Source organism: Streptomyces sp. NPDC032472 (assembly GCF_040636955.1).
Lineage (GTDB): Bacteria > Actinomycetota > Actinomycetes > Streptomycetales > Streptomycetaceae > Streptomyces.
This window is the reverse complement of record NZ_JBEZVK010000063.1, coordinates 20,289-37,770: the sequence shown is the minus strand read 5'-3', so window position 1 is coordinate 37,770 and position 17,482 is coordinate 20,289. Positions and strand designations below refer to the sequence as shown.

The 17,482-nt window shown below is 72.4% G+C and carries 18 protein-coding genes and 1 pseudogene; 9 read left to right on the top strand and 10 right to left on the bottom strand.

The window, feature by feature from the left end:
• Window positions 1-313: 313 nt before the first annotated feature.
• On the bottom strand, window positions 314-892 hold the full coding sequence (locus tag AB0F11_RS30270; protein WP_362180420.1) for a CHAP domain-containing protein: 579 nt from the start codon (window positions 890-892) through the stop codon (window positions 314-316).
• Between the two features lie 945 nt (window positions 893-1,837).
• On the opposite strand from AB0F11_RS30270, the gene AB0F11_RS30265 reads away from it, so the two are divergent.
• A complete protein-coding gene (locus AB0F11_RS30265; RefSeq protein ID WP_362180431.1) occupies window positions 1,838-2,665 on the top strand; it encodes an NlpC/P60 family protein in 828 nt (275 codons plus the stop codon).
• Window positions 2,666-2,781: 116 nt separating this feature from the next.
• Complete coding sequence (locus AB0F11_RS30260; RefSeq protein ID WP_362180418.1) at window positions 2,782-4,080, top strand: hypothetical protein; 1,299 nt, start codon at window positions 2,782-2,784, stop codon at window positions 4,078-4,080.
• A 403-nt stretch (window positions 4,081-4,483) separates the two neighbouring features.
• Here the strand turns inward: AB0F11_RS30260 and AB0F11_RS30255 are convergent.
• A pseudogene (locus tag AB0F11_RS30255) lies at window positions 4,484-5,044 on the bottom strand (methyltransferase domain-containing protein); the annotation flags it as partial.
• 230 nt (window positions 5,045-5,274) lie between these two features.
• Between AB0F11_RS30255 and AB0F11_RS30250 the strand changes: the two are divergent.
• Complete coding sequence (locus AB0F11_RS30250) at window positions 5,275-5,802, top strand: hypothetical protein (RefSeq protein ID WP_362180417.1); 528 nt, start codon at window positions 5,275-5,277, stop codon at window positions 5,800-5,802.
• A gap of 132 nt (window positions 5,803-5,934) precedes the next feature.
• Here AB0F11_RS30250 and AB0F11_RS30245 read toward each other — a convergent pair whose 3' ends face one another.
• Window positions 5,935-6,216, bottom strand: coding sequence for a hypothetical protein (locus tag AB0F11_RS30245; RefSeq protein WP_362180414.1), 282 nt, complete (start codon window positions 6,214-6,216; stop codon window positions 5,935-5,937).
• 424 nt (window positions 6,217-6,640) lie between these two features.
• On the opposite strand from AB0F11_RS30245, the gene AB0F11_RS30240 reads away from it, so the two are divergent.
• The gene (locus AB0F11_RS30240; protein WP_362180411.1) at window positions 6,641-8,005 is read left to right on the top strand and encodes a glycosyl hydrolase family 28-related protein; all 1,365 of its coding nucleotides are present in this window, start codon (window positions 6,641-6,643) and stop codon (window positions 8,003-8,005) included.
• A gap of 3 nt (window positions 8,006-8,008) precedes the next feature.
• Here AB0F11_RS30240 and AB0F11_RS30235 read toward each other — a convergent pair whose 3' ends face one another.
• The 3 genes from AB0F11_RS30235 to AB0F11_RS30225 all read right to left on the bottom strand — a co-directional run bounded on the left by AB0F11_RS30235 (window position 8,009) and on the right by AB0F11_RS30225 (window position 9,170).
• The gene (locus tag AB0F11_RS30235; RefSeq protein WP_362180408.1) at window positions 8,009-8,275 is read right to left on the bottom strand and encodes a hypothetical protein; all 267 of its coding nucleotides are present in this window, start codon (window positions 8,273-8,275) and stop codon (window positions 8,009-8,011) included.
• 446 nt (window positions 8,276-8,721) lie between these two features.
• Entirely contained in the window at window positions 8,722-9,000 is a 279-nt protein-coding gene (locus AB0F11_RS30230) for an alpha/beta fold hydrolase (protein ID WP_362180405.1), read from the bottom strand.
• A complete protein-coding gene (locus tag AB0F11_RS30225) occupies window positions 9,000-9,170 on the bottom strand; it encodes a hypothetical protein (RefSeq protein WP_362180402.1) in 171 nt (56 codons plus the stop codon). The genes AB0F11_RS30230 and AB0F11_RS30225 overlap by 1 nt, the downstream gene beginning before the upstream one ends.
• Before the next feature lie 229 nt (window positions 9,171-9,399).
• Between AB0F11_RS30225 and AB0F11_RS30220 the strand changes: the two genes are divergently transcribed.
• From AB0F11_RS30220 to AB0F11_RS30210, 3 genes are all read left to right on the top strand, one after another.
• On the top strand, window positions 9,400-10,626 hold the full coding sequence (locus tag AB0F11_RS30220) for an FAD-dependent oxidoreductase (RefSeq protein ID WP_362180400.1): 1,227 nt from the start codon (window positions 9,400-9,402) through the stop codon (window positions 10,624-10,626).
• An 18-nt stretch (window positions 10,627-10,644) separates the two neighbouring features.
• The gene (locus AB0F11_RS30215) at window positions 10,645-11,604 is read left to right on the top strand and encodes a sigma-70 family RNA polymerase sigma factor (RefSeq protein WP_362180397.1); all 960 of its coding nucleotides are present in this window, start codon (window positions 10,645-10,647) and stop codon (window positions 11,602-11,604) included.
• 1,093 nt (window positions 11,605-12,697) lie between these two features.
• Window positions 12,698-12,871, top strand: coding sequence for a DUF3117 domain-containing protein (locus AB0F11_RS30210; protein ID WP_362180428.1), 174 nt, complete (start codon window positions 12,698-12,700; stop codon window positions 12,869-12,871).
• 689 nt (window positions 12,872-13,560) lie between these two features.
• On the opposite strand, the gene AB0F11_RS30205 is transcribed toward AB0F11_RS30210, so the two are convergent.
• The gene (locus tag AB0F11_RS30205; protein ID WP_362180395.1) at window positions 13,561-14,118 is read right to left on the bottom strand and encodes a TetR/AcrR family transcriptional regulator; all 558 of its coding nucleotides are present in this window, start codon (window positions 14,116-14,118) and stop codon (window positions 13,561-13,563) included.
• A 111-nt stretch (window positions 14,119-14,229) separates the two neighbouring features.
• On the opposite strand from AB0F11_RS30205, the gene AB0F11_RS30200 reads away from it, so the two are divergent.
• A complete protein-coding gene (locus AB0F11_RS30200) occupies window positions 14,230-14,850 on the top strand; it encodes a DUF2867 domain-containing protein (protein WP_362180393.1) in 621 nt (206 codons plus the stop codon).
• Here the strand turns inward: AB0F11_RS30200 and AB0F11_RS30195 are convergent.
• Window positions 14,781-15,452, bottom strand: coding sequence for a hypothetical protein (locus AB0F11_RS30195; RefSeq protein WP_362180390.1), 672 nt, complete (start codon window positions 15,450-15,452; stop codon window positions 14,781-14,783). The two genes, AB0F11_RS30200 and AB0F11_RS30195, sit on opposite strands and share 70 nt — an antisense overlap.
• Window positions 15,453-15,721: 269 nt before the next feature.
• On the opposite strand from AB0F11_RS30195, the gene AB0F11_RS30190 reads away from it, so the two are divergent.
• Window positions 15,722-15,970, top strand: a complete 249-nt coding sequence (locus AB0F11_RS30190; protein ID WP_362180388.1) for a hypothetical protein — start codon at window positions 15,722-15,724, stop codon at window positions 15,968-15,970.
• Between the two features lie 122 nt (window positions 15,971-16,092).
• Here AB0F11_RS30190 and AB0F11_RS30185 read toward each other — a convergent pair whose 3' ends face one another.
• Window positions 16,093-16,584 (bottom strand): CBS domain-containing protein, encoded by a 492-nt coding sequence (locus AB0F11_RS30185; RefSeq protein WP_362180386.1) that lies wholly within the window; start codon window positions 16,582-16,584, stop codon window positions 16,093-16,095.
• Between the two features lie 193 nt (window positions 16,585-16,777).
• Window positions 16,778-17,422: a CBS domain-containing protein gene (locus tag AB0F11_RS30180; RefSeq protein ID WP_362180383.1), complete on the bottom strand. Its 645-nt coding sequence runs from the start codon at window positions 17,420-17,422 to the stop codon at window positions 16,778-16,780.
• Window positions 17,423-17,482: the final 60 nt, after the last annotated feature.

Here is a 17,482-nt window from a genome sequence, read left to right as displayed (position 1 = left end):
GAGTCGGGCGGCTCCGCTCCGGCCGCGGGTGCCTGGGGCGGCGGACCCGGCGGAGAAGGGCGGCCCGGAGTCTGTGCCGACCGTCGCGGCCCGACACGGCGCAGCCCGAGCAAGGCGAAGAGGCCGCCCCTGCACCCCCGGTCGGTGCCGAAGCCGGCGCATGCTCCGGCTCCGCCGTCGGCGGAGGGCACGGTGTCGGCCGGGCCTCGCAGCGGCCTCAGGGCCGACGGCCAGGTCGGCCCGGACACGTGGCATCTGCGGGCGAGGCCCGCCGCCCCGGGAAGGGCGGCGGGCTGCCGAGGTGAGGGTGGGGTCAGCCGGCTACCGGGGTGACGTAACCGCTGATCGTCTGGGTGCCGTTGACCTTTGTGCCGACCTTGTAGGACTTCCAGGTGTGGGAGCTCACGCTGCCGGGGTTGCCCTGGTTGCCGCCCACCACGGTGATCTCGGAGCCGGTGACGGCCACCACGATGGCCACGTGGTCGTCGTCGATGGTGGCGGTGTGCTGGTTGTAGAGGATCGCGTCGCCGACCTTCGGGGTCGAGTGCATCTTGCCGTAGTCGGCGAAGCTGGAGGCGAGGTTGTTGAGCTTGTTCATCCTGCCGCCCACGCCGCTCTTCCACCACACCCAGCCGACGAAGTCGGCGCACCAGGCGTGTGCTTCGGTGTGGTTGGGGCCGCAGCTGCCCGTCTGGCTGGTGCCCCGGCCCCAGTAGCTGCCCTTCTTGTTCAGGCCGCACGGGCCCGCACCGATCTGTCCCTTGGCGGTCGTGGCGATCCTCGCTCCTAACGGGGCGGCCTGGGCGTTGGCGACGCCCGTGACGGCTATGGCCGTACTGGCGAACAGGGTGATCGCGGCGCCCTTGGCCGCGAGGGAGGTGAGCTTGCGCATGGCTGACTCCATGGGTCGAGAGCCGTGGTTCGCACGGCGGTTCGCTGGGATGGCAGAACTCTCGACGGGGCAGCGGGCCGGGGCCAAGCAATCCGCTGTCTGGGACTGTCCGGACATGTCCGGGCGACTGTCCGTGCAGGTCAGCGGGTGTGGGGCTGTCGGCTGGGATCAGCGCGGTGGGATGTGCCGCTCAGGCGGGACTGCCGGCGAGCTCGGCTCCGGCAGCCTTCCTGCCACCTCTGCGAGCGCTTGCCGGGTGCCGTTGGGGGAGGGGGGCGGTGCGGCCGAGCTCGTTGGTGCGGGCCGCTTGTCGTCTGGCTCGGAAGTCCGCATGCGCGAGGTGCCGCCCGTCGTCAGCGGCCGGGCCCCAAGGAGCTGCCGTGGGGGGAGCCCATGACCAGGCCGAGCAGGAGTCGTCTTTGGACAGGCGGTCTGACGGGCATTCCCGGCCTCTTCGCGGTGGACTTGGCCGCCTGCCGCCCCGCGGAACCGTCGTACCTGCCTGGCATCCGCACACACGCGGCTCGGCAGCACCCAGGCAGCCGAAGCCGCCGTCGACGATGTGCACGTACTGGCGCCCCGCGCCGCCCGGGTGGTGCGCCCGTGTGTGGTGTCTCGCTGCCGTAGCCACACGGGAACAGCGCCTTCTCCGTGCAGGTTCCGCCGCCCGTGCCGGGTGGCCCGGTGGCGGCGGACGGACTCGGACTGTCCCGGACTCCCGGGGACCTAGCGGGGCATCTGCGCGCCGGATGAGCCTCCCGTACGGGCCGCGAACTGCGCGGCCCGAAGGAGGTTGTGATGGCACAGCAGGCATTGGCGCGGCCCGGCCGGCACGCGGCGGGGCGGGCATCGGGCCCGGGTCTTCGCGGGCGTTCTCGGACCCGTTCCCGTTCCCGGCGTGGAAGCGGTCGGCGGGAGGTGTGGTGGGCGGCTCCGTTGCTGCTGGTGCTGTTCGCGCTGTTGATCCTCTTCGGCGCCGGCCTGAGCGTGAACGGGCCGGGCGGGGCGCCGTCGGCCGCGCAGCCGTCGGAGGCTCTTGTGCCCGAGGAACCCACGGACCTCGAGCCGCCGCTGACGCAGCCCGCGTCTCCGACCGATCCCCCGCCGGTGACGCAGCCCGAGGAGAGGCCGGCCGACCCCCGCCACGGCGGGGATGCGGCCAGGCCCGCGGCCGTGGAGAAGACGGTGGTGCTGCGGCCCGGTGACACGCTCTCCGCTCTGGCCCTGGAGCACGACACGAGCGTCGAGGCCCTCCAGGAGCTGAACGATCTGGGAGGCTCGACCCTCATCTATGCCGGGGACACGCTGCGCGTGCCGGTCGCGGCGGAGCCCGCCGGCCACGACTCGATGGCGGAGCAATCCCACCGGTACGAGCCCGCAGCACCGCAACAGACCGACACTGGAGACGAGAAGCCGGCTGTCAAGGGCGGCGCCGCTGCGGTCGCGTTCGCCAAGGCCCAGCTGGGCAAGCCCTACGTCTGGGGCGGTGCCGGGCCGCACGGATTCGACTGCTCCGGCCTGGTGATGCGGGCTTGGCAGGAGGCCGGAGTGCAGCTGCCGCGCACTACCTGGGACCAGGTCCGAGCAGGTGAGGCGACCACGCGCACCCGCCTCGTACCCGGCGACCTGGTCATCACTCGCGGCGGCGGGCATGTCCAGCTCTACATCGGCGACGGAGAAGTCATCCATGCGCCTCGCCCCGGCCGCACCGTCACGGTCGCACCGCTGACCGATGCCTCGGACGTCGTCGGCTACCGCCACATCACCCGTTGAGCGCTGTGAAGACGACGGTGAAGACGCTCGCCGCCTCGCACCATGCGGCCCTGCCTGTTTCTCTCCTCCCTCACCTCCGAACTACCCTCCCTGGTACACACGATCGAGGAGGGGGCATGGGGGGAATGGGGCCGGACCCGAAAGACGCCCACACGCCGGCGGAGTTCGTCGCCACGATGCGTCGATTACGCAGTTGGGCCGACCTGAGCTACCGGCAGTTGGAACGCAAGGCCGAGGATGCCGGTGACGTCCTGCCGCGCGCGACGATCTCCGGGGCGCTGGCACGGGGAGACCTCCCCCGCGAAGAGCTCCTGATCGCCTTCGTCCGCGCCTGCGGCGGCGATGCGGCCACCGTCGATGCCTGGGTGGACGCCCGTCGCCGGCTCGCGATGAGCGGGGAACCGCTGGCCCCTGGGAGCGACGACGGCGCGGAGGACCCCCTGCCGGACAGCACGGTCGGCCTTCCCACCGGCACGGACGCCACAACGGGCCCGGACAGTGAGACGGACTCGGACTCGGACGCGGACTCGGACGCGGCAGGCGACGCAGACCTCAGCACGGATGTCCAGGCGACCAACACCGCGGAGCGCCCCGAGAAGGAGGCCGCGCCCACCACGCCGACGCCTCCCCGGCCAGCGCCTGCGGCGAACGAACCCAGACGCCGCAGCCGCACGCTGCCCGCGGCTCTCACCGGAGCCTGCGTCATCGCGGGGGTGCTTCTCCTGATCGCCCTGTGGCCGCAAGGCAACAAGCCCGGCAACGACAAGGCAGACGCTCCCCATGCCGGCGCCAGTCCCGCGGCTCCCACGCCGTCCGCTTCCTCCGCTGTCCCAGCCTCGCCCTCCACGTCGCCAGGCTCCTCCCCGTCCCCCGGCGCTGAAAGCGGCAATCCGCTGCCTGCCGGGGCCGAGACCCAGCCCACCAAGGCCCCCACCGCCCAACCGGAGCCCGCTTCCCCCGCTCCTGAGGGAATGCCCAAAGTCGGCTGGGTGAGAATGCACCCGGCGAGCTCCTCCAGCCTGTGCATCACCGAAGGCAGGGAACGCAACGGCCGTACCAACCGCGAGATCGCCGTACAGCGCCCCTGCACCGAGGCACTCCAGCCGCGTGTCTACCTCGAATCCCTCGGCAACCAGACCTACCGCATCCAGTGGCACCACCCCGAGATCGGCAAGGGCTGCCTGGGCGTCGACGAGGCACCGGTCGAAGGCTCACAGCTGCTGTCCCCCCGCGACTGCACCGACGCCCTCGGCATGCAGTACCGCCTGGAACCCTCCGGAAGCGGGTATCGAATCCGCCCCAGGGACAGCAACATGTGCATCGGCATCCTGCCACCTCGCACAGAGGGAGCCGAAGCGATCCAGGCCGAATGCACCGGGGCCGGCGACCAGGTCTTCCGCTTCAGCCCTGGGTGAACCGCCTCAGCAGCACCCGGTGACCTGACAGTGGTTCTGCGCGCTGCCGCGGGAGCGGGGCCGCTCCTGACTCGGAGGCGGCCCCGCTTCGCGCCTTCCGGGGGCGAGGGGAAAATGGCCGGCTCGACGGTCTCGAGGGTGGACAGGGGCCCTGGCCCCAGTGCATCCACCGTTGCGTCGCCGACTCCTACCGGCCCTGGTGACTGCTGGCGGGGACGTCGCCCCGGGACGGGGCTCCGCCGCGGTCCGGCTTCGTCCTGGGTCGACCCTCGGTTTCATGAGGCGTCCAGCACTGACGCCTCTGGGCGTACGGCGGTCCACAAGCCCGGAGCGCTGTGAGAAGAAGGCTGAAGAGAAGGGCTGAAGGGTCAGGAGCGGGCCGGGTCGCCACGAACATGTGCTCATGGCGGTAGAGCGCTTCGTCGCCGTGGCGCCGCCCCCAGGGCAGGACAACGGCGCCCATGACGGCCGACCATACCGCGCGGTCGACGGCGCGGCCGCCGAGGGCGTACTCGTGGACGGCCAGCCGCCCGCCGGGGCGCAGCACGTCGCGCACCGCGCCGAGTCCGGCGTCGGGATCGGCCAGGTTGCGGAAGAGTACGCGGCGAAGACGGCGTCGTACGGGCCGGTGACGCCGGCGTCCGCCATGCCCTCGGCGGGTGCGTGGACGAAGGCCACGCGATCGGGCCGGGCCTTGCTCCGGGCCCGGCCAGCATGCCCGCCGAGGCGTCGACGGCAGTGACCGTCGCCCGCGGGGCGGCGAGCAGCAGGGCGGCCGTCGCGCGCCGGTGCCGCAGCCGAGGTCGAGGACGGACTGGTCCGCTCCGTCCCGGGGCAGGGCGAGGCGGCGCGCCGAGCGGCGCAGGTGGCGGTGGTAGCCGGGGCTGGCCGAGGTCATCCGGTCGTAGGTGCGTGCCGCGCGGTCGAACGCCCCGGCGAGTTCGGCGTCTCGGAGCAGGGCCATCGTCGGTTCCTCCACGGGTCTTCGATGTCCCAGCGTCGCTCCGTGAACGGCCGGACCTGTCGCGCCTCGCAGGGCGCGGCGGTGTGCCCCGTACACGGCGGCCCGGCTCCCGCGCCTTGGGAGCGGGCCGTTGGAGGGCCGCTCGCGCAGTGAGCGTGCATCCGGCAGCAGAGGCGGTACGGAATGACCCGTGAGCCAAAGAAGCGACGCCGCCGGCCAAGGGAGTTCCCATGCGCGGACTTGACCCGCTTGACCCGCTCGACCCGCTCGACGTCGATGAGGACGTGCCTGCGGCCGTCGAAGCGCGTCTCGGCGAGATGCTGGAGCGGCGCGTGGCCGAGGCGGCGGCCACGGACCCCGTCCTGCGCAGAGGGCGTCCCGCCCTGCACGTAGTCCTGGACGACCAGTACGGTACCGCTGGGCGCGAGCTGCCCTGCGGCACGTTCGGCGGCGCGGCCGCCGAGCTGGCCGGCGACCTGGCCCTCGGGTGGGCCGACGACGCGTTCGCGGAGTGTCTGCACGGGTCGCCGGCGGCCGCGCGGGCGTACGCGATCTGGCGGGCGATGCGCGCGGAGATGGTGGCGGGCCAGTACCTCGACCTACGGATCCAGGTCACCGGGGCGAGATCGGCCGGCCAGGCGGTGCGCACCGCAGTGCTGAAGACGACGCTGTACACGGTGGGGCATCCGCTGGCCCTGGAGATCGACCGCCGTACCGAGGACGCCCACGAACTGGTGCAGCCAAATGCGCCGCAGTGACCGAGCCGTTCCGGTCGGGACTGCTCGCGCACCGCTACCGCGTCCTCGGTTCCCTCGGGCCTCAGTGCACCGTCCGACGACCACCGGTGGCCGTGGCTCCCCGGGAGCGTCGGCGGAGTGACTACTGATTCGTCAGACCGGCGCGCCATCGTCGCGCGACTTCAGGCTGGTTTTCACGCGCGTGCGGAGCCGTCTCAATGAGATGCAGGAGAGTCCAGCCCACACCGAAGCACTCGTCCTCGCCGAGGCCTCCGCCAGAGCGTGTGCCTCCTCATCGGTCACGGGGCGTGCGATGCAACCCAGAAGATCTGCGGCGTGGTCGATGGCAGCATCAGCAGCTTCGTCCGGCCCGTTGTCATCCTCGGACGGGAGTTTGCCCAGTGCGATGAATTCAGCGACTTCCGGACGGATCACGACACACCCTTCCTGCCATTGGGACGGAGCCGACGTGACGGCCGCACCGCAGACTATCCGGACGGGAGACGACCCCCTCCCGAGGCACCCCCTGTGTGGGTTGTGATGCGACGTCAGGCCCGGCAGCTCCGGAGGTGCCGGCGAGCACTGCAGCGGGAAGGCGGCGCTCGTTCCAGTTCCCGGGGCAGGTCTCCGAGCGGCTCGGACACCACGATCCGGGCGTCGTCGGAGACCTCGCGGAGGGAGCCGCGATCCGGGAGCGAGCGGCGGACTGTCTCGGCGCGGCTGCCGTAGAACAGCGGCCGGGAACCGCCTCCGCAGCCGTCCGTCCCTCACACTGCGGTGCGGGCGCGGCGCAATCCCCCCGACCGTCGTGGCAGGTGACAAGATCATCCTCGTAGTCCGTCGTCACAAGGGGGAGACCATGACCGAACACCGCAAGACAGCCCGCCGCGCAGTGCTGACCGGAGCGGTGGCCGGGCTCACGGGGACCGCGCTGGCATCCGGCACCAGCACGGCCGCCGCGGCGACCACGCCCGCCGGAACGCCGGACTGGTTCGACGTCAAGGCCCACGGCGCGGTCGGCGACGGCTCCGCCGACGACACCGCCGCCGTCCAGCGTGCACTCGACGCGGCGGCCGCCGCAGGCGGCGGCACCGTGTACTTCCCCGTCGGAAAGTACCTCGTCAGGCCCGCAGCCGGCGCACCCGCACTCGCCGTCAAGGCCGACGGCATCCGCCTGGCCGGCGTCGGGGCGAAGGCGTCCATGCTGATCAAGGGCGGCGACGGCATCCTGCTCCGCATGTCCGGCTCGGGAGCGGCCTACTCCACCGGCGCCACCCACCGTCGCTACTGCTCCGTCGAGAACCTCGGCTTCAACGGAAACGGCAAGACCGGCCTGCTGCTGGAGCTCTACTACAACAACAACTCCTACTTCCGCGATGTCTTCATGACCTCGAACAGGGACATGTGCATAGACGCCGTGGAGTTCTGGGACTCCCGCTTCTACAACCTGGTCATCGAGGACTGCACCGGCACCACCGCCAGCACGACCCAGCCCAACATCTGGCTGCGCAACGCGTCCTCGGCCACCGAGGGCGCCTGGGGCCACAGCAAGGACAACATCAACCAGATCCACTTCATCGGCTGCCGCCTGGAGGCCTTCGGCACCGGCGCGCTGTGGATCGGCCAGGGCGCCGTCACCACCAACAACCCCAACGGCGTCTACATCACCGACTGCAAGTTCGAGACCTCCCGCATGCAGGGCGGCCCGCACCTGAAGACCGACGCCGGCTGCAGGCACATCTACGCCACCAACATCTACTGCTACGCCGGTGACTTCGCGGCGGGCACCCCGGCCACCGCGCAGAACATCATCAGCTGGGCGGCGAGCGCCAGCGCGCTGGAGAACGTGGTCATCGCCAACCGGGACAAGGCCACCGTCAACGCGGGCGTCGCCCTCTACTCGGGCCCGGGCTCCACCGCCGTGCTGCGCAACGTCGTCGGGCTCTACGCCACCGCGCCGACCGGTACCCACATCTACTACGAGCAGTCCTCGACCGGCGACTTCCGGGTGGAGAACAGCTACGGCACCATCGGTGCCCAGGCGACCGGAACGATTCCGGTCAAGAACGCGCCGAACCCGCCTCTGCGCTTGGTACCCGGCCCGGTCACCGACGCCTCCTTCACCCGTCCGCCCCTGGACGGCACCCTTGCCGTGGACTCCGTGAACAAGCGCCTCTACGTCCGCGTCGGCGGCCAGTGGCTCTGGTCGGCGCTCAACGCGTAACCCCTATCCGCCGGGCGCCGCCTCCGACCCCCACGCTTCGGGGCTGGGGGAGTGACGGCGGTGTCCGGCGGCCGGCACCCGCCGCAGCGTGGCCTCGTGCCCGGCGCCGGCGGGGAGCTCCAGCCGGTCCAGCAGGCCGAGCGCCGGCTCCGGTTCGAGCTGCCCGTACACGTAGTGATGGCTCGTCAGCCCGGCTCCGGAAGACGGCCGGGCGCAGCTGGGGCACCCGGCCGCCGCCTCGTAGGTGGCGGCCTTGGCCTGCCACGGCACCGGGCCTGAGACCTCCAGGACCCGGCGCGCCCGCCGCAGCAGCGGCTCCGGGGCGCCGGGCAGCAGCCGGCCGCGGTCGTTGCCGAGTACCTCGGCGAAGGCCTCCCCGACCGTCTGCGAGACCTCGAACCGGACGGGCCAGGAAGTGGCCGCCGAGCAGGTCCACCAGCCCGAGCGCCATCCGCAACCTGCCCGCCAGGTCGAGCCCTTCGTCGGTGAAGGCCACCGAACCGAGCCCGTTGCACAGGTCCTCCCCGGTGAGGTCCTCGGCGGCCGGCTCCGCGTCGTACCAGGCCTCGGGGCCGGTCTGCGTGATGCCGTCCTCGGCGAGCCAGCGCCGGGCGATGCGATGAGCCGCGCGTACGGGATCGCCGAGCGAGCTCGGCGACGGCCCCTTGCGAGACACGGCTGTCCAGTCCGCCCGCCACCACCAGGGTCGGCCGTGATCAAGGAGAGCCCCTCCAGCCGGGAAGGGTCGGGCGGTCCGGCTCAGCCCGGACGGCGAGCACCATCGCCCAGTCGAAGGCCGGCTCCGCCTCGGGCCGGACCGTTGCAATCGACTTGCGGGGGGAGGGCGCCGGAGTGCCCTCCAGAACTCGCCGGACCACCCGCCACGGGCTGTGCTGCGCGACCAGGACCGCGACCACGCCGCCCATGGAGTGGCCGACCAGGTCCACCCGGTCCAGACCGACGGCGTCCAGGAACCCCAGCGCGTCGTCACCCATCAGCTCCAGCGAGTACGCGCCGGTCCACTCGTTGCCGCCGTGGACCCGCAGATCAGGGCGTACACCAGGCGGTCCCGCGCGAGTGCGCCCCGTACGAGGGCCCAGTCGTCCGCGCTCTCGCCCAGCGCCGCCAGCAGCAGCAACGGCTCGCCGCCGACCGGTCCGGCCACTTGGTACGCCGGCCGGACGCTTGACCGTGAGGGCGCGGTGCCCTGTCATCCGTCCGATCCTACGCGCAGAACAGCGCGGACGCCGGCCGCACGGGCGCCGCACGACCGGGGCGGGGAGAGGCGGCCGCGCCGCCGGTCTGTGGCTCACGTCACATCCGGTTCCTGTCAGGAATCGGATGGCTGCCCCGCTCAAGTCGCCGAGAGCCCAGCGAACCGACAGGAGCATCACATGAAGCACCGCATCCTCGTCCTCGGTGCCGGATATGCCGGGACCTACGTGGCCGGGAACCTGGCCCGCCGGCTGTCCCCGGCGGACACCGAGATCCACGTGGTCAACGCCGAGCCGGAGTTCGTCGAGCGGCTGCGGCTCCACCAGATCGCGGCCGGCCAGGAGATCGAACCCCAGAAGCTCGCCGACGTCTTCGCGGGCACGGGGATAAGGCTGCACCTGGCCCGTGTCACGAGCGTCGACCCCGAGCGCCAGGTCGTCGCCGTGGCCGGCGCCGACGGCGGTGCCGAACTCGGCTACGACACGCTCCTCTACGCGCTCGGCAGCCACGGTGACGACCACGGCGTCCCCGGCGTGGCCGAGCACGCCTTCGACGTCGCCGCCCGGCCCTCGGCGCTGCGGCTGCGCGAGCGCCTGGACGGCCTGGGGGAAGGCGGGAACGTGCTGGTCGTCGGCGACGGGCTGACCGGCATCGAGACCGCCACCGAGATCGCCGAATCCCGGCCCGGCCTGTCGGTGACGCTGGTCGCCCGCGGCGAGTTGGGCGCCCGGCTCTCCGCCGGAGCCCGCGGTCACCTGCGTCGGGCCTGCGACCGGCTGGGCATCACCGTCCTGGAGCACACCAGCGTCGAGGCAGTCGAAGCCACGCGGGTACGGTGCGCCGACGGCACCGCCCTGGTGTCCGACGCCACCGTCTGGACCGCAGGGTTCGCGGTCAGCCCGATCGCCGCCGCTGCCGGACTGGCGGTCACCGGGAACGGCCGGATCCTCGTCGACCGCACCATGCGCTCGCTCTCGCACCCGAACGTCTACGCCGCCGGCGACAGCGTGCACGCGATCGGCGACCACGGCCTGCCACTGCCGATGTCCTGCGCCACGGCCGGCTACACCGGCATGCAGGCCATCAAGGCCATCGTGGGACGCCTCACCGGCGGCAAGATCGGGCACGTCAGGCTGGACTACCTGGGCAACCACATCAGCCTCGGGCGGCAGGACGGCATCCTGCAGCCCGTCGACCACGAAGGACGGGCGAAGCCGAAGCACTGGGGCGGCCGCAAGGCCGCGCGGCTCAAGGAAGCCATCCTCAGGACGGCGCGGTGGACCAACTCGCACCCGACCTTCGGTCTGCCCACACACAAGCGCCACCTGGCCGCCGCGCCGGAGGTGTCCGCAGCGGACGCCGTTCCGTACGCGCCGGACGCCCCCGCCGGCCGGGCGGTCGCGTAGCCGCCTAGGGTGATCCGCATGGACAGCACCATCAGCGACCGTTTCGACACCAGTCGGTTCGAGGCCGGCCGGAACCGGCTGGCCTCGCTCGCGTACCGGCTGCTCGGCTCGGCCTCCGACGCCGAGGACGCCGTGCAGGACGCGTTCCTGCGGTGGCAGGCCGCCGACCGGGAACGGATCGACGTGCCGGAGGCGTGGCTGACCAAGGTCGTCACCAACCTGTGCCTGGACCGGCTCCGCTCGGCACAGGCACGCCACGAGCGAGCGGCCGGCGCCTGGCTGCCCGAACCGCTCCTGGAAGGTGACCCGATCCTCGGCCCGGCCGACACCTTCGAGCAGCGCGAATCGGTGTCCTTGGCCGTACTGACCCTGATGGAGCGCCTCTCGCCCCTCGAACGGGCCGTCTACGTCCTGCGCGAGGCCTTCTCCCACAGCCACGCCGAGATCGCCGGGATCCTCGGCATCACCGAGTCCGCGAGCCAGCAGCACGTCCACCGGGCCCGGATCCGGGTCGCCGCTGAGCGCCGCCGCAGCCACGGCGGCGAGGCCGACCCCGCGTCCGCGCGCCGGGTCGTCGAGGAGTTCCTCGCCGCCGCCGCGTCGGGGCGCACCGAGCGCCTGGTGGCACTGCTCACCGACGACGTCACGGCACTCTCCGACGGCGCCGGGTTGGCCAAGCGGCTGTTGCGGTACAAGACGCCCGAGCAGGTCGCCTCCCACGTGCGGGCCGGCTTCAAGCCGACCCCGGCGAAGCGGCGACTGGCAGGCGGCTCACCCGCGTTCCATTTCGCACTGGTCAACGGCTCCCCGGCCGTCCTCGCCGTGGTCGGCGACCGGGTCGTGGGCGCCCTGGCCTTCGAAGTCCGCGACGGCAAGATCGCGTCCCTGCGCGGCATCGCCGCAGCGGCCCGGCTCAGGCGCCTCGACGAAGCCTGGCGGCAGCACGAACCCGACGCGCCGGCCATCGCCGCATGGTGAGCGGACCGGCCGACCGGCACTCCGCTCGTACGTACGTCCCTGCTGCCACATCCGCAGAGTGCGGGCCGCATGGCCGGCCCGCGACGCGGACCCCTCGCTCGCGGAGCCGCCTACGGGACACGCCGTGCGGTGACCGCCCGACCCGTTTCCCTGTGCCGAGCCGGCCGGAGGGGCGGTCCGTCGCCGGCCCGGCGATGACCACGGCGGCCAGCCCCAGCTTGCCGCATGCGACCCCACCGTGGACGCGACAGGCACAGCGAAGCGCTTGCCGCGCCTGCAATCCCTCTTGGAGTACCAGGAGTTGGCGGCGTACGTTCAGGAGACGGCCGCCAGGTGACCCGCTTGCACCTCAGGCCGGGCCGGCCTGCAGGCGCGACAGCCGAGGCGACGGGCCGGAGGCACGGTGATGGGTCCGCTAGAGAAAGCCCGCCCCGCGCGTGGAAGTTGACCGCGTTGTCGATCAGCCGGAAGGCTACTGCCACCGGAAGATACTCGACGGGATACCCCCTCGCGGTACTCGGGGCATGACCTCGGCCCGCTGCTCCCCGATGAGTTCAAGGCCGCCTGCCGAGCCTCGGGCCGGTGAACAGACTGACTGGGGCGAATGGGTGGTGGTCGAGGATCCGTGGGCGCTGACGCGGCTCACGAGGCGGCATGCTTCCTGGCCGACTCGCGGTGAGCTGTCGTGCCAGCCGTTGGGCTTGTCCGCCAGACGGGCTCACACGGCCGTCCGGTCGATACCCGGTTCGGGGAGGGGGAGGATGGACGGAGCGGCGCCTTTCCGGTCAGTCCGGCGCTGTGGGCGCGCCACAGCCGTACATCCGTTGTCGCGGGAGGGCCAGTCCCGGAGCGTCGGCGCGGCGGCTTGCCCCGGTGTTTCCGCGGTTCCCTCCCCTCATCGCGAGGGAGGACACCCCTCATGGCCCGGCCCATCCGACGCACTGCCGTCGTCTCGCTCGTCGCCTCATCGTTGGTTCTGGGGGCAACCGTTGTCCTGACGCCTGCCGCCACCGCGACACCCGCCCCGGGGACTTGCACTGTCAAGACCGTGGGCAACGGGACGCGGGCACTGTCTCTCAACAGCGGCGGTGAACTGCCGCGCGCCGACATCAGGCCGCGGACGGCCGACGGCCCGCTCGAGGCGACCGAGGAGGGGCGGGCCATCGTCATGCGCGTACCGCTCGAAGGCGGCGGCCGGTTCGTCGTCGCACTCACCCCGGACGAGGCCGGTGCCCTCACCGACGTACTCGACAACGTCGTCGGCTGACCTCCCTCTTCCAGCGCAGCGAGGGGTCGTGGCCGGACTGCCCGCCAGTGCAGAGGGCCGCTGGACCGGGAAGACCAACGACCACACCCGCCCGGTCGGCGACCGTCTCCTCGCCGAGTCCGAACCCACCGACACCAACCGTCCGCGGGCGACAACCGGCGCGTGCCGGCGGTCCTGGCCTACCTCAAGCGGCAGGGGCTGTACCGCTGGCGGCCCTTCAAGGGCGCGGCCACCTGGAGGCGCTCACCGTCGCGTCGTACGACTCGCCCGCCCCCCGGACACCGTTCGCTCCGCGAGGACCTGCGCACCGTCGTGGCTCGCGGACGCGCGCGCAGTGACCCGGCTCCCGACGTCGACGTGGACCAGATGGCCGGCCGGATCCACGGCGTCTTCCGGTACCACTACCTGCTCGGCCACCCCCTCCGCCGGCGACACGGTCGACCGGCCTCGGACTCCGTGCCGCGGCCGCAGACGCGTCGGTAGGCGGCGCCGCGAACGAGGGCCCGCCAGGTGTCGGCGGACAAGGGCGCTACGGCGCGCCGCGGGCGCCCGCCGGCTGCCGCCTCCTCGGGCTGGCCCTGCCCCGAGCTGCGGGCGTGCCGGGTCGTGGTGTCGCAGGCCGGCCGCCGCCTCAAGGGCGAGGGGCCAGCCACACCCGTCCAGGGGGTGCCCCTCGAAGCCGGCGCGGACTACTCCAGAAGCCGCTTCCTGGCCAGCTCCATCACCTCGGTGCGGCTGAGCCCGCCGTGGTCGGCGGCGACGAGGTGGCCGCCCAGGCGGAGCGAGAAGGTCAGCATGCAGCGCAGCTCGACTTCCCGCTCGTCCGCGCAGAACGAGCCGAACAGCGAACGCAGGTACGCCATCCGCCGGTTGTCGACCCGCCACAGCCGCTCCGCGACGGCCGGATCCCGGCGCGCCCAGTCCCGGACCGCGAGTTCGACGGCGACACCCCGGGCCGGCCCGCCGGGGGCTGCGGTGATCGTGAACAGCCGGTCCAGCCGGGCCCTGGCGTCCCCGCCACCACCCTCGACCTCCTCGATGACCGCCTCGGCGGACTCCCGCTCCCAGGTGTCGAGCATCTCGGTGAGCAGGGCATTCCGGTTGCGGAAATACCCGTAGAAGCCGCCCTTGCTGACGCCGAGCGCCTGGGCCAGCACCTCGATGCGCACGGCCTCCGGCCCCGCCGCCGCCAGTGCCTCCAGCCCCTGCTCGATCCATGCAGTGCGCGGCGTACGGGCCAAGCCCATGCCTTCTCTCCCTTCGCTCGCCAAACAGCCAATATACGTACCCGTATAGACGCTGCCGTATATCAGGCTTATCCTAGATCTATACGCCACCGTATAGACAGGGGTTCGGCCATGAGCAGGCTTCCCAGCAGGGCGCACACCTCCCTTCCCTGGCGCATCCACGCGATCGCGCCCGACTTCCGCCTCGAAGACGTGTGGGCCCTGCCCACCCCCGGCGGAGCCGACGACTTCCCGCACTTGGTCGGGCTGTTCACCGAAGCGGGCGGCCACGCCGAAGGAGGCTCCGCCGAAGGAGGCTTCATCACCTCGCCCGTGGCCCGCGCGCTCTTCGCGATCCGCTGGAAGCTCGGGGCGCTGCTCGGCTGGGACGCGCCGGACGCCGGTCTCGGCGCGCGCGTACCCACCCTGCGCGACCGCCTGCCGGAGGACCTCCGCAGCGATGTACCGCCGTCCCGCCACCCCCGCTTCACCGCCGTCTACCAGACCGGGGACGAGTGGGCCGCCGAGATCGCCAACCGAACGATGCACGGTGTGCTCCACGTCAGCTGGGTCCCGGACGGTGCCGGCGGCCACCGCGGCCAGTTGGCCGTCCTCGTCAAGCCCAACGGCCCCCTCGGCCACCTGTACATGGCCGCCATCAAGCCCTTCCGCTACCTCGGCGTCTACGACAACATGCTGGGCACGATCGGCGCCCGCTGGCAGGAGCGGACCGCTTCCGCCCCGCGCACCTGACCTCCCGTCCCGCCTCGCCGGGCGGCGGCCCCACGGGGGTGGGCCCCCCGTCCGGCGCCGGCACTTGACGTCCACACGCCCGGCACGGGGTGACGTGCGGACCATCTGCCCGAGCCGAATGTCGGGGTCGTAGCGGTGACGGAGGCAGTGACGTCCTGGATGCGTACCTGGCCGGTTGGCGGGCCGGTTGGCGGGCCGGTGGGGGCCGGCTTCGAAGCGGTGGTCGCCGCCGCCTGAGGAGGACGGGACATGGACACCAGGACTGAACCGGCCGACGGCAGGGTCGTCGTTGTCACGGGTGGCCGGCGGCGTGTCGAGGCGGCGGCCGGCAGCAGGGCCAGGGCGCCGCAGGCGTCGAAGACGCCGCACCACTGTGACCATGGGCGTGGCACGACCTCCGCCCTGCGGTGGTGGACCGCGTCCCACACCGCGTGACCCAGCCAGCCGGCGGCGAGGACGAGCAGCGTGAGCCGGCCGTCGAGGAGCACGGCCGCCAGGGCGGTGGCGGCGAATCCGACGAGAGCGGCGAGCTGCATGCCGAGGACGCCCGGGCTGCGCAGTTCGCCCCGGAGCGTGCCGAAGAGCAGGTAGAACAGCGGCATCGCGACGAGGACTCCCGCGAGGAACTCCGGCGCGGGCTGCCCGTCGACGAACGTGAGGCCCGCGAGGACCAGGGCGATCAGCGTGGGTCAGCGGTGGGCGAGGGTGTGCATCCGGGTGCCTCCGGTCTGCGAGGGGCGCGCCTGTGGGCGCGTGCCGTGCTGCGTACGGCCCAGGCAACGGTCCCCGGCGGCCGCGGCAGCGGAACGCCGTCACCGGTCACCGTGTCCGTCCTCTTGGGGACCCGTCCTTCCGGCAGAGGGTCGGGCGCATGGCGGAGCGGCTCATGGTGGTGGTCGGCTACGAGGCGGCCGAGCTGTTGGACATCGCGTGTGTGACGACGACCCTGGCCATGGCCAACGGGATCGGCGCGCCCGTGGTCCCCTACCGGGTACTCCTCGTGGGGCCGGGCGGCGGCACGCTCGTCTGCGGATCGGGGCTCGTCCTCGGCAGCGAGCAGTCGCTCGCACGGCCTGCTGCACCGGTCTCACTGCCCGGTGATCACCATCCCGGAGGATGAGGCATGACCTCCAGCAGCGAGCGCGCCGCGGCCGCCCGAGGAGCCGACCCACCCTGGCCGACCCGCCGGGGCCGGCCGCCGGGCAGGGCAACAGGCCGTGAGAAGTGCCGTGCACCGCATCATCAGGATCCGCGAGACGCGGGCGGACTCTTTCCGCCGACCTGTGTGTGCGAGCCGATCTCGTCCCGGGGGCCGGGTGGCTCTTCGAGGACGCTCCAGGCGACCGGGCCGAGCAGGTCCGCCACCCTCTGGAAGACGTCCATCAGCAGGTCGTCGACGGTCAGCATGCCCACGACGCGCCGACCGTCGAGGACGGGAAGGCGCCGGACGCCGCTGTTGCGGAACGTTCGGTACGCGGCGTGGATGTCGTCTGCCACGTCGACGGTGACGACCGGGCCGGTCATGACGTCTCCCACCGGATCGTCGCGGTCGAGTCCGGAAGCCACCGCGCGCACGGCGATGTCACGGTCGGTGACGATGCCGCGCAGGGCGCCGCCCTCCGTCACGACGAGGCAGCCGATGCCGTGAACGCCCATCTGGCGGGCCGCCTCACCGATGGTCGTCGTGGTGGTGATGCATATCGCGGGCGCGGACATGGACGCGGACACGTTCATCGGCGGGCTCCTTCCCACTGGCCGCCGTCATCTTCACCGTAGGTCTGGGCACCGGACCCGGGGCCGACCGCGCCCGCCGCAGTTGGCGCGGTGCGTCTCGCCGAGTGTGACGGCCGGTGCCTCGGTCGGGGGCCCGTCATCGTGCCCCTGGTCGAGGACCTGCGCGGCGATCACCGCTGCCCGGACCGTCGGCCTACGCGCCGGCCGGGCTCGCCCCGTCGAGTTCCATCCGGACGTCGACGACGCCCTCGACGGCGCGGACGGCGCGAGCGAGGAGGGGAACCAGAGCGCGGTCGTGCAACGGTCCCCGGAAGGTGACGACGCCGTCCTGGACGGAGAACTCCAGGGACATGCCCGGCGTGAGGTCGGTGAGCACGGCCTCGCGGATCTCCTCCTCCAGCTCCTCGTCCGGCCGCAGGAACACCTTGAGCAGGTCGCTGCGGCTGACGACGCCCTCGAGCATGCCGACGCCGTTCACCACCGGCAGGCGCTTGACGTGCTTGCGGGCCATGATGCGGGCCGCCTCGGCGATGGTGGCGTCCGGGTGGACGGTGACCGCCGGGCTCGACATCAGGTCCTCGGCGAGTACGCCGCCGGCCTTGGACGCTTCCTCCAGCTGGTCCGGCAGGCGGGGCTCCTCGCGGCGGAACTCCTCCTTGGGCAGCAGGTCGGCCTCGGAGACGACGCCTACGACCCGGCCCTCGCCTTCCAGGACGGGGACCGCGCTCACCTTCCATTGGTTCATCAGTTCGACGATCTCCTTGTAGGACGCCTCGCGGCCTATGGCGACGGCCGTATGCGTCATCACGTCACTGACGGTGTAGCGGGGTGCGGGCATGACCGGCTCTCCTTCGCCCTGTTCGGTCACATTGATCCTGCCGCCGCCCTGAGACGGGGT

Coding starts and splice junctions, on each gene's coding strand:
- AB0F11_RS30250 (WP_362180417.1), top strand. CDS start 5,275: ATGCGCGGACTTGACCCGCTTGACCCGCTCGACCCGCTCGACGTCGAT.
- AB0F11_RS30215 (WP_362180397.1), top strand. CDS start 10,645: ATGGACAGCACCATCAGCGACCGTTTCGACACCAGTCGGTTCGAGGCC.
- AB0F11_RS30180 (WP_362180383.1), bottom strand. CDS start 17,422: ATGCCCGCACCCCGCTACACCGTCAGTGACGTGATGACGCATACGGCC.
- AB0F11_RS30190 (WP_362180388.1), top strand. CDS start 15,722: ATGGCGGAGCGGCTCATGGTGGTGGTCGGCTACGAGGCGGCCGAGCTG.
- AB0F11_RS30185 (WP_362180386.1), bottom strand. CDS start 16,584: ATGAACGTGTCCGCGTCCATGTCCGCGCCCGCGATATGCATCACCACC.
- AB0F11_RS30260 (WP_362180418.1), top strand. CDS start 2,782: ATGGGGGGAATGGGGCCGGACCCGAAAGACGCCCACACGCCGGCGGAG.
- AB0F11_RS30230 (WP_362180405.1), bottom strand. CDS start 9,000: ATGGGTGACGACGCGCTGGGGTTCCTGGACGCCGTCGGTCTGGACCGG.
- AB0F11_RS30240 (WP_362180411.1), top strand. CDS start 6,641: ATGACCGAACACCGCAAGACAGCCCGCCGCGCAGTGCTGACCGGAGCG.
- AB0F11_RS30195 (WP_362180390.1), bottom strand. CDS start 15,452: ATGCCGCTGTTCTACCTGCTCTTCGGCACGCTCCGGGGCGAACTGCGC.
- AB0F11_RS30205 (WP_362180395.1), bottom strand. CDS start 14,118: ATGGGCTTGGCCCGTACGCCGCGCACTGCATGGATCGAGCAGGGGCTG.
- AB0F11_RS30200 (WP_362180393.1), top strand. CDS start 14,230: ATGAGCAGGCTTCCCAGCAGGGCGCACACCTCCCTTCCCTGGCGCATC.
- AB0F11_RS30220 (WP_362180400.1), top strand. CDS start 9,400: ATGAAGCACCGCATCCTCGTCCTCGGTGCCGGATATGCCGGGACCTAC.
- AB0F11_RS30270 (WP_362180420.1), bottom strand. CDS start 892: ATGCGCAAGCTCACCTCCCTCGCGGCCAAGGGCGCCGCGATCACCCTG.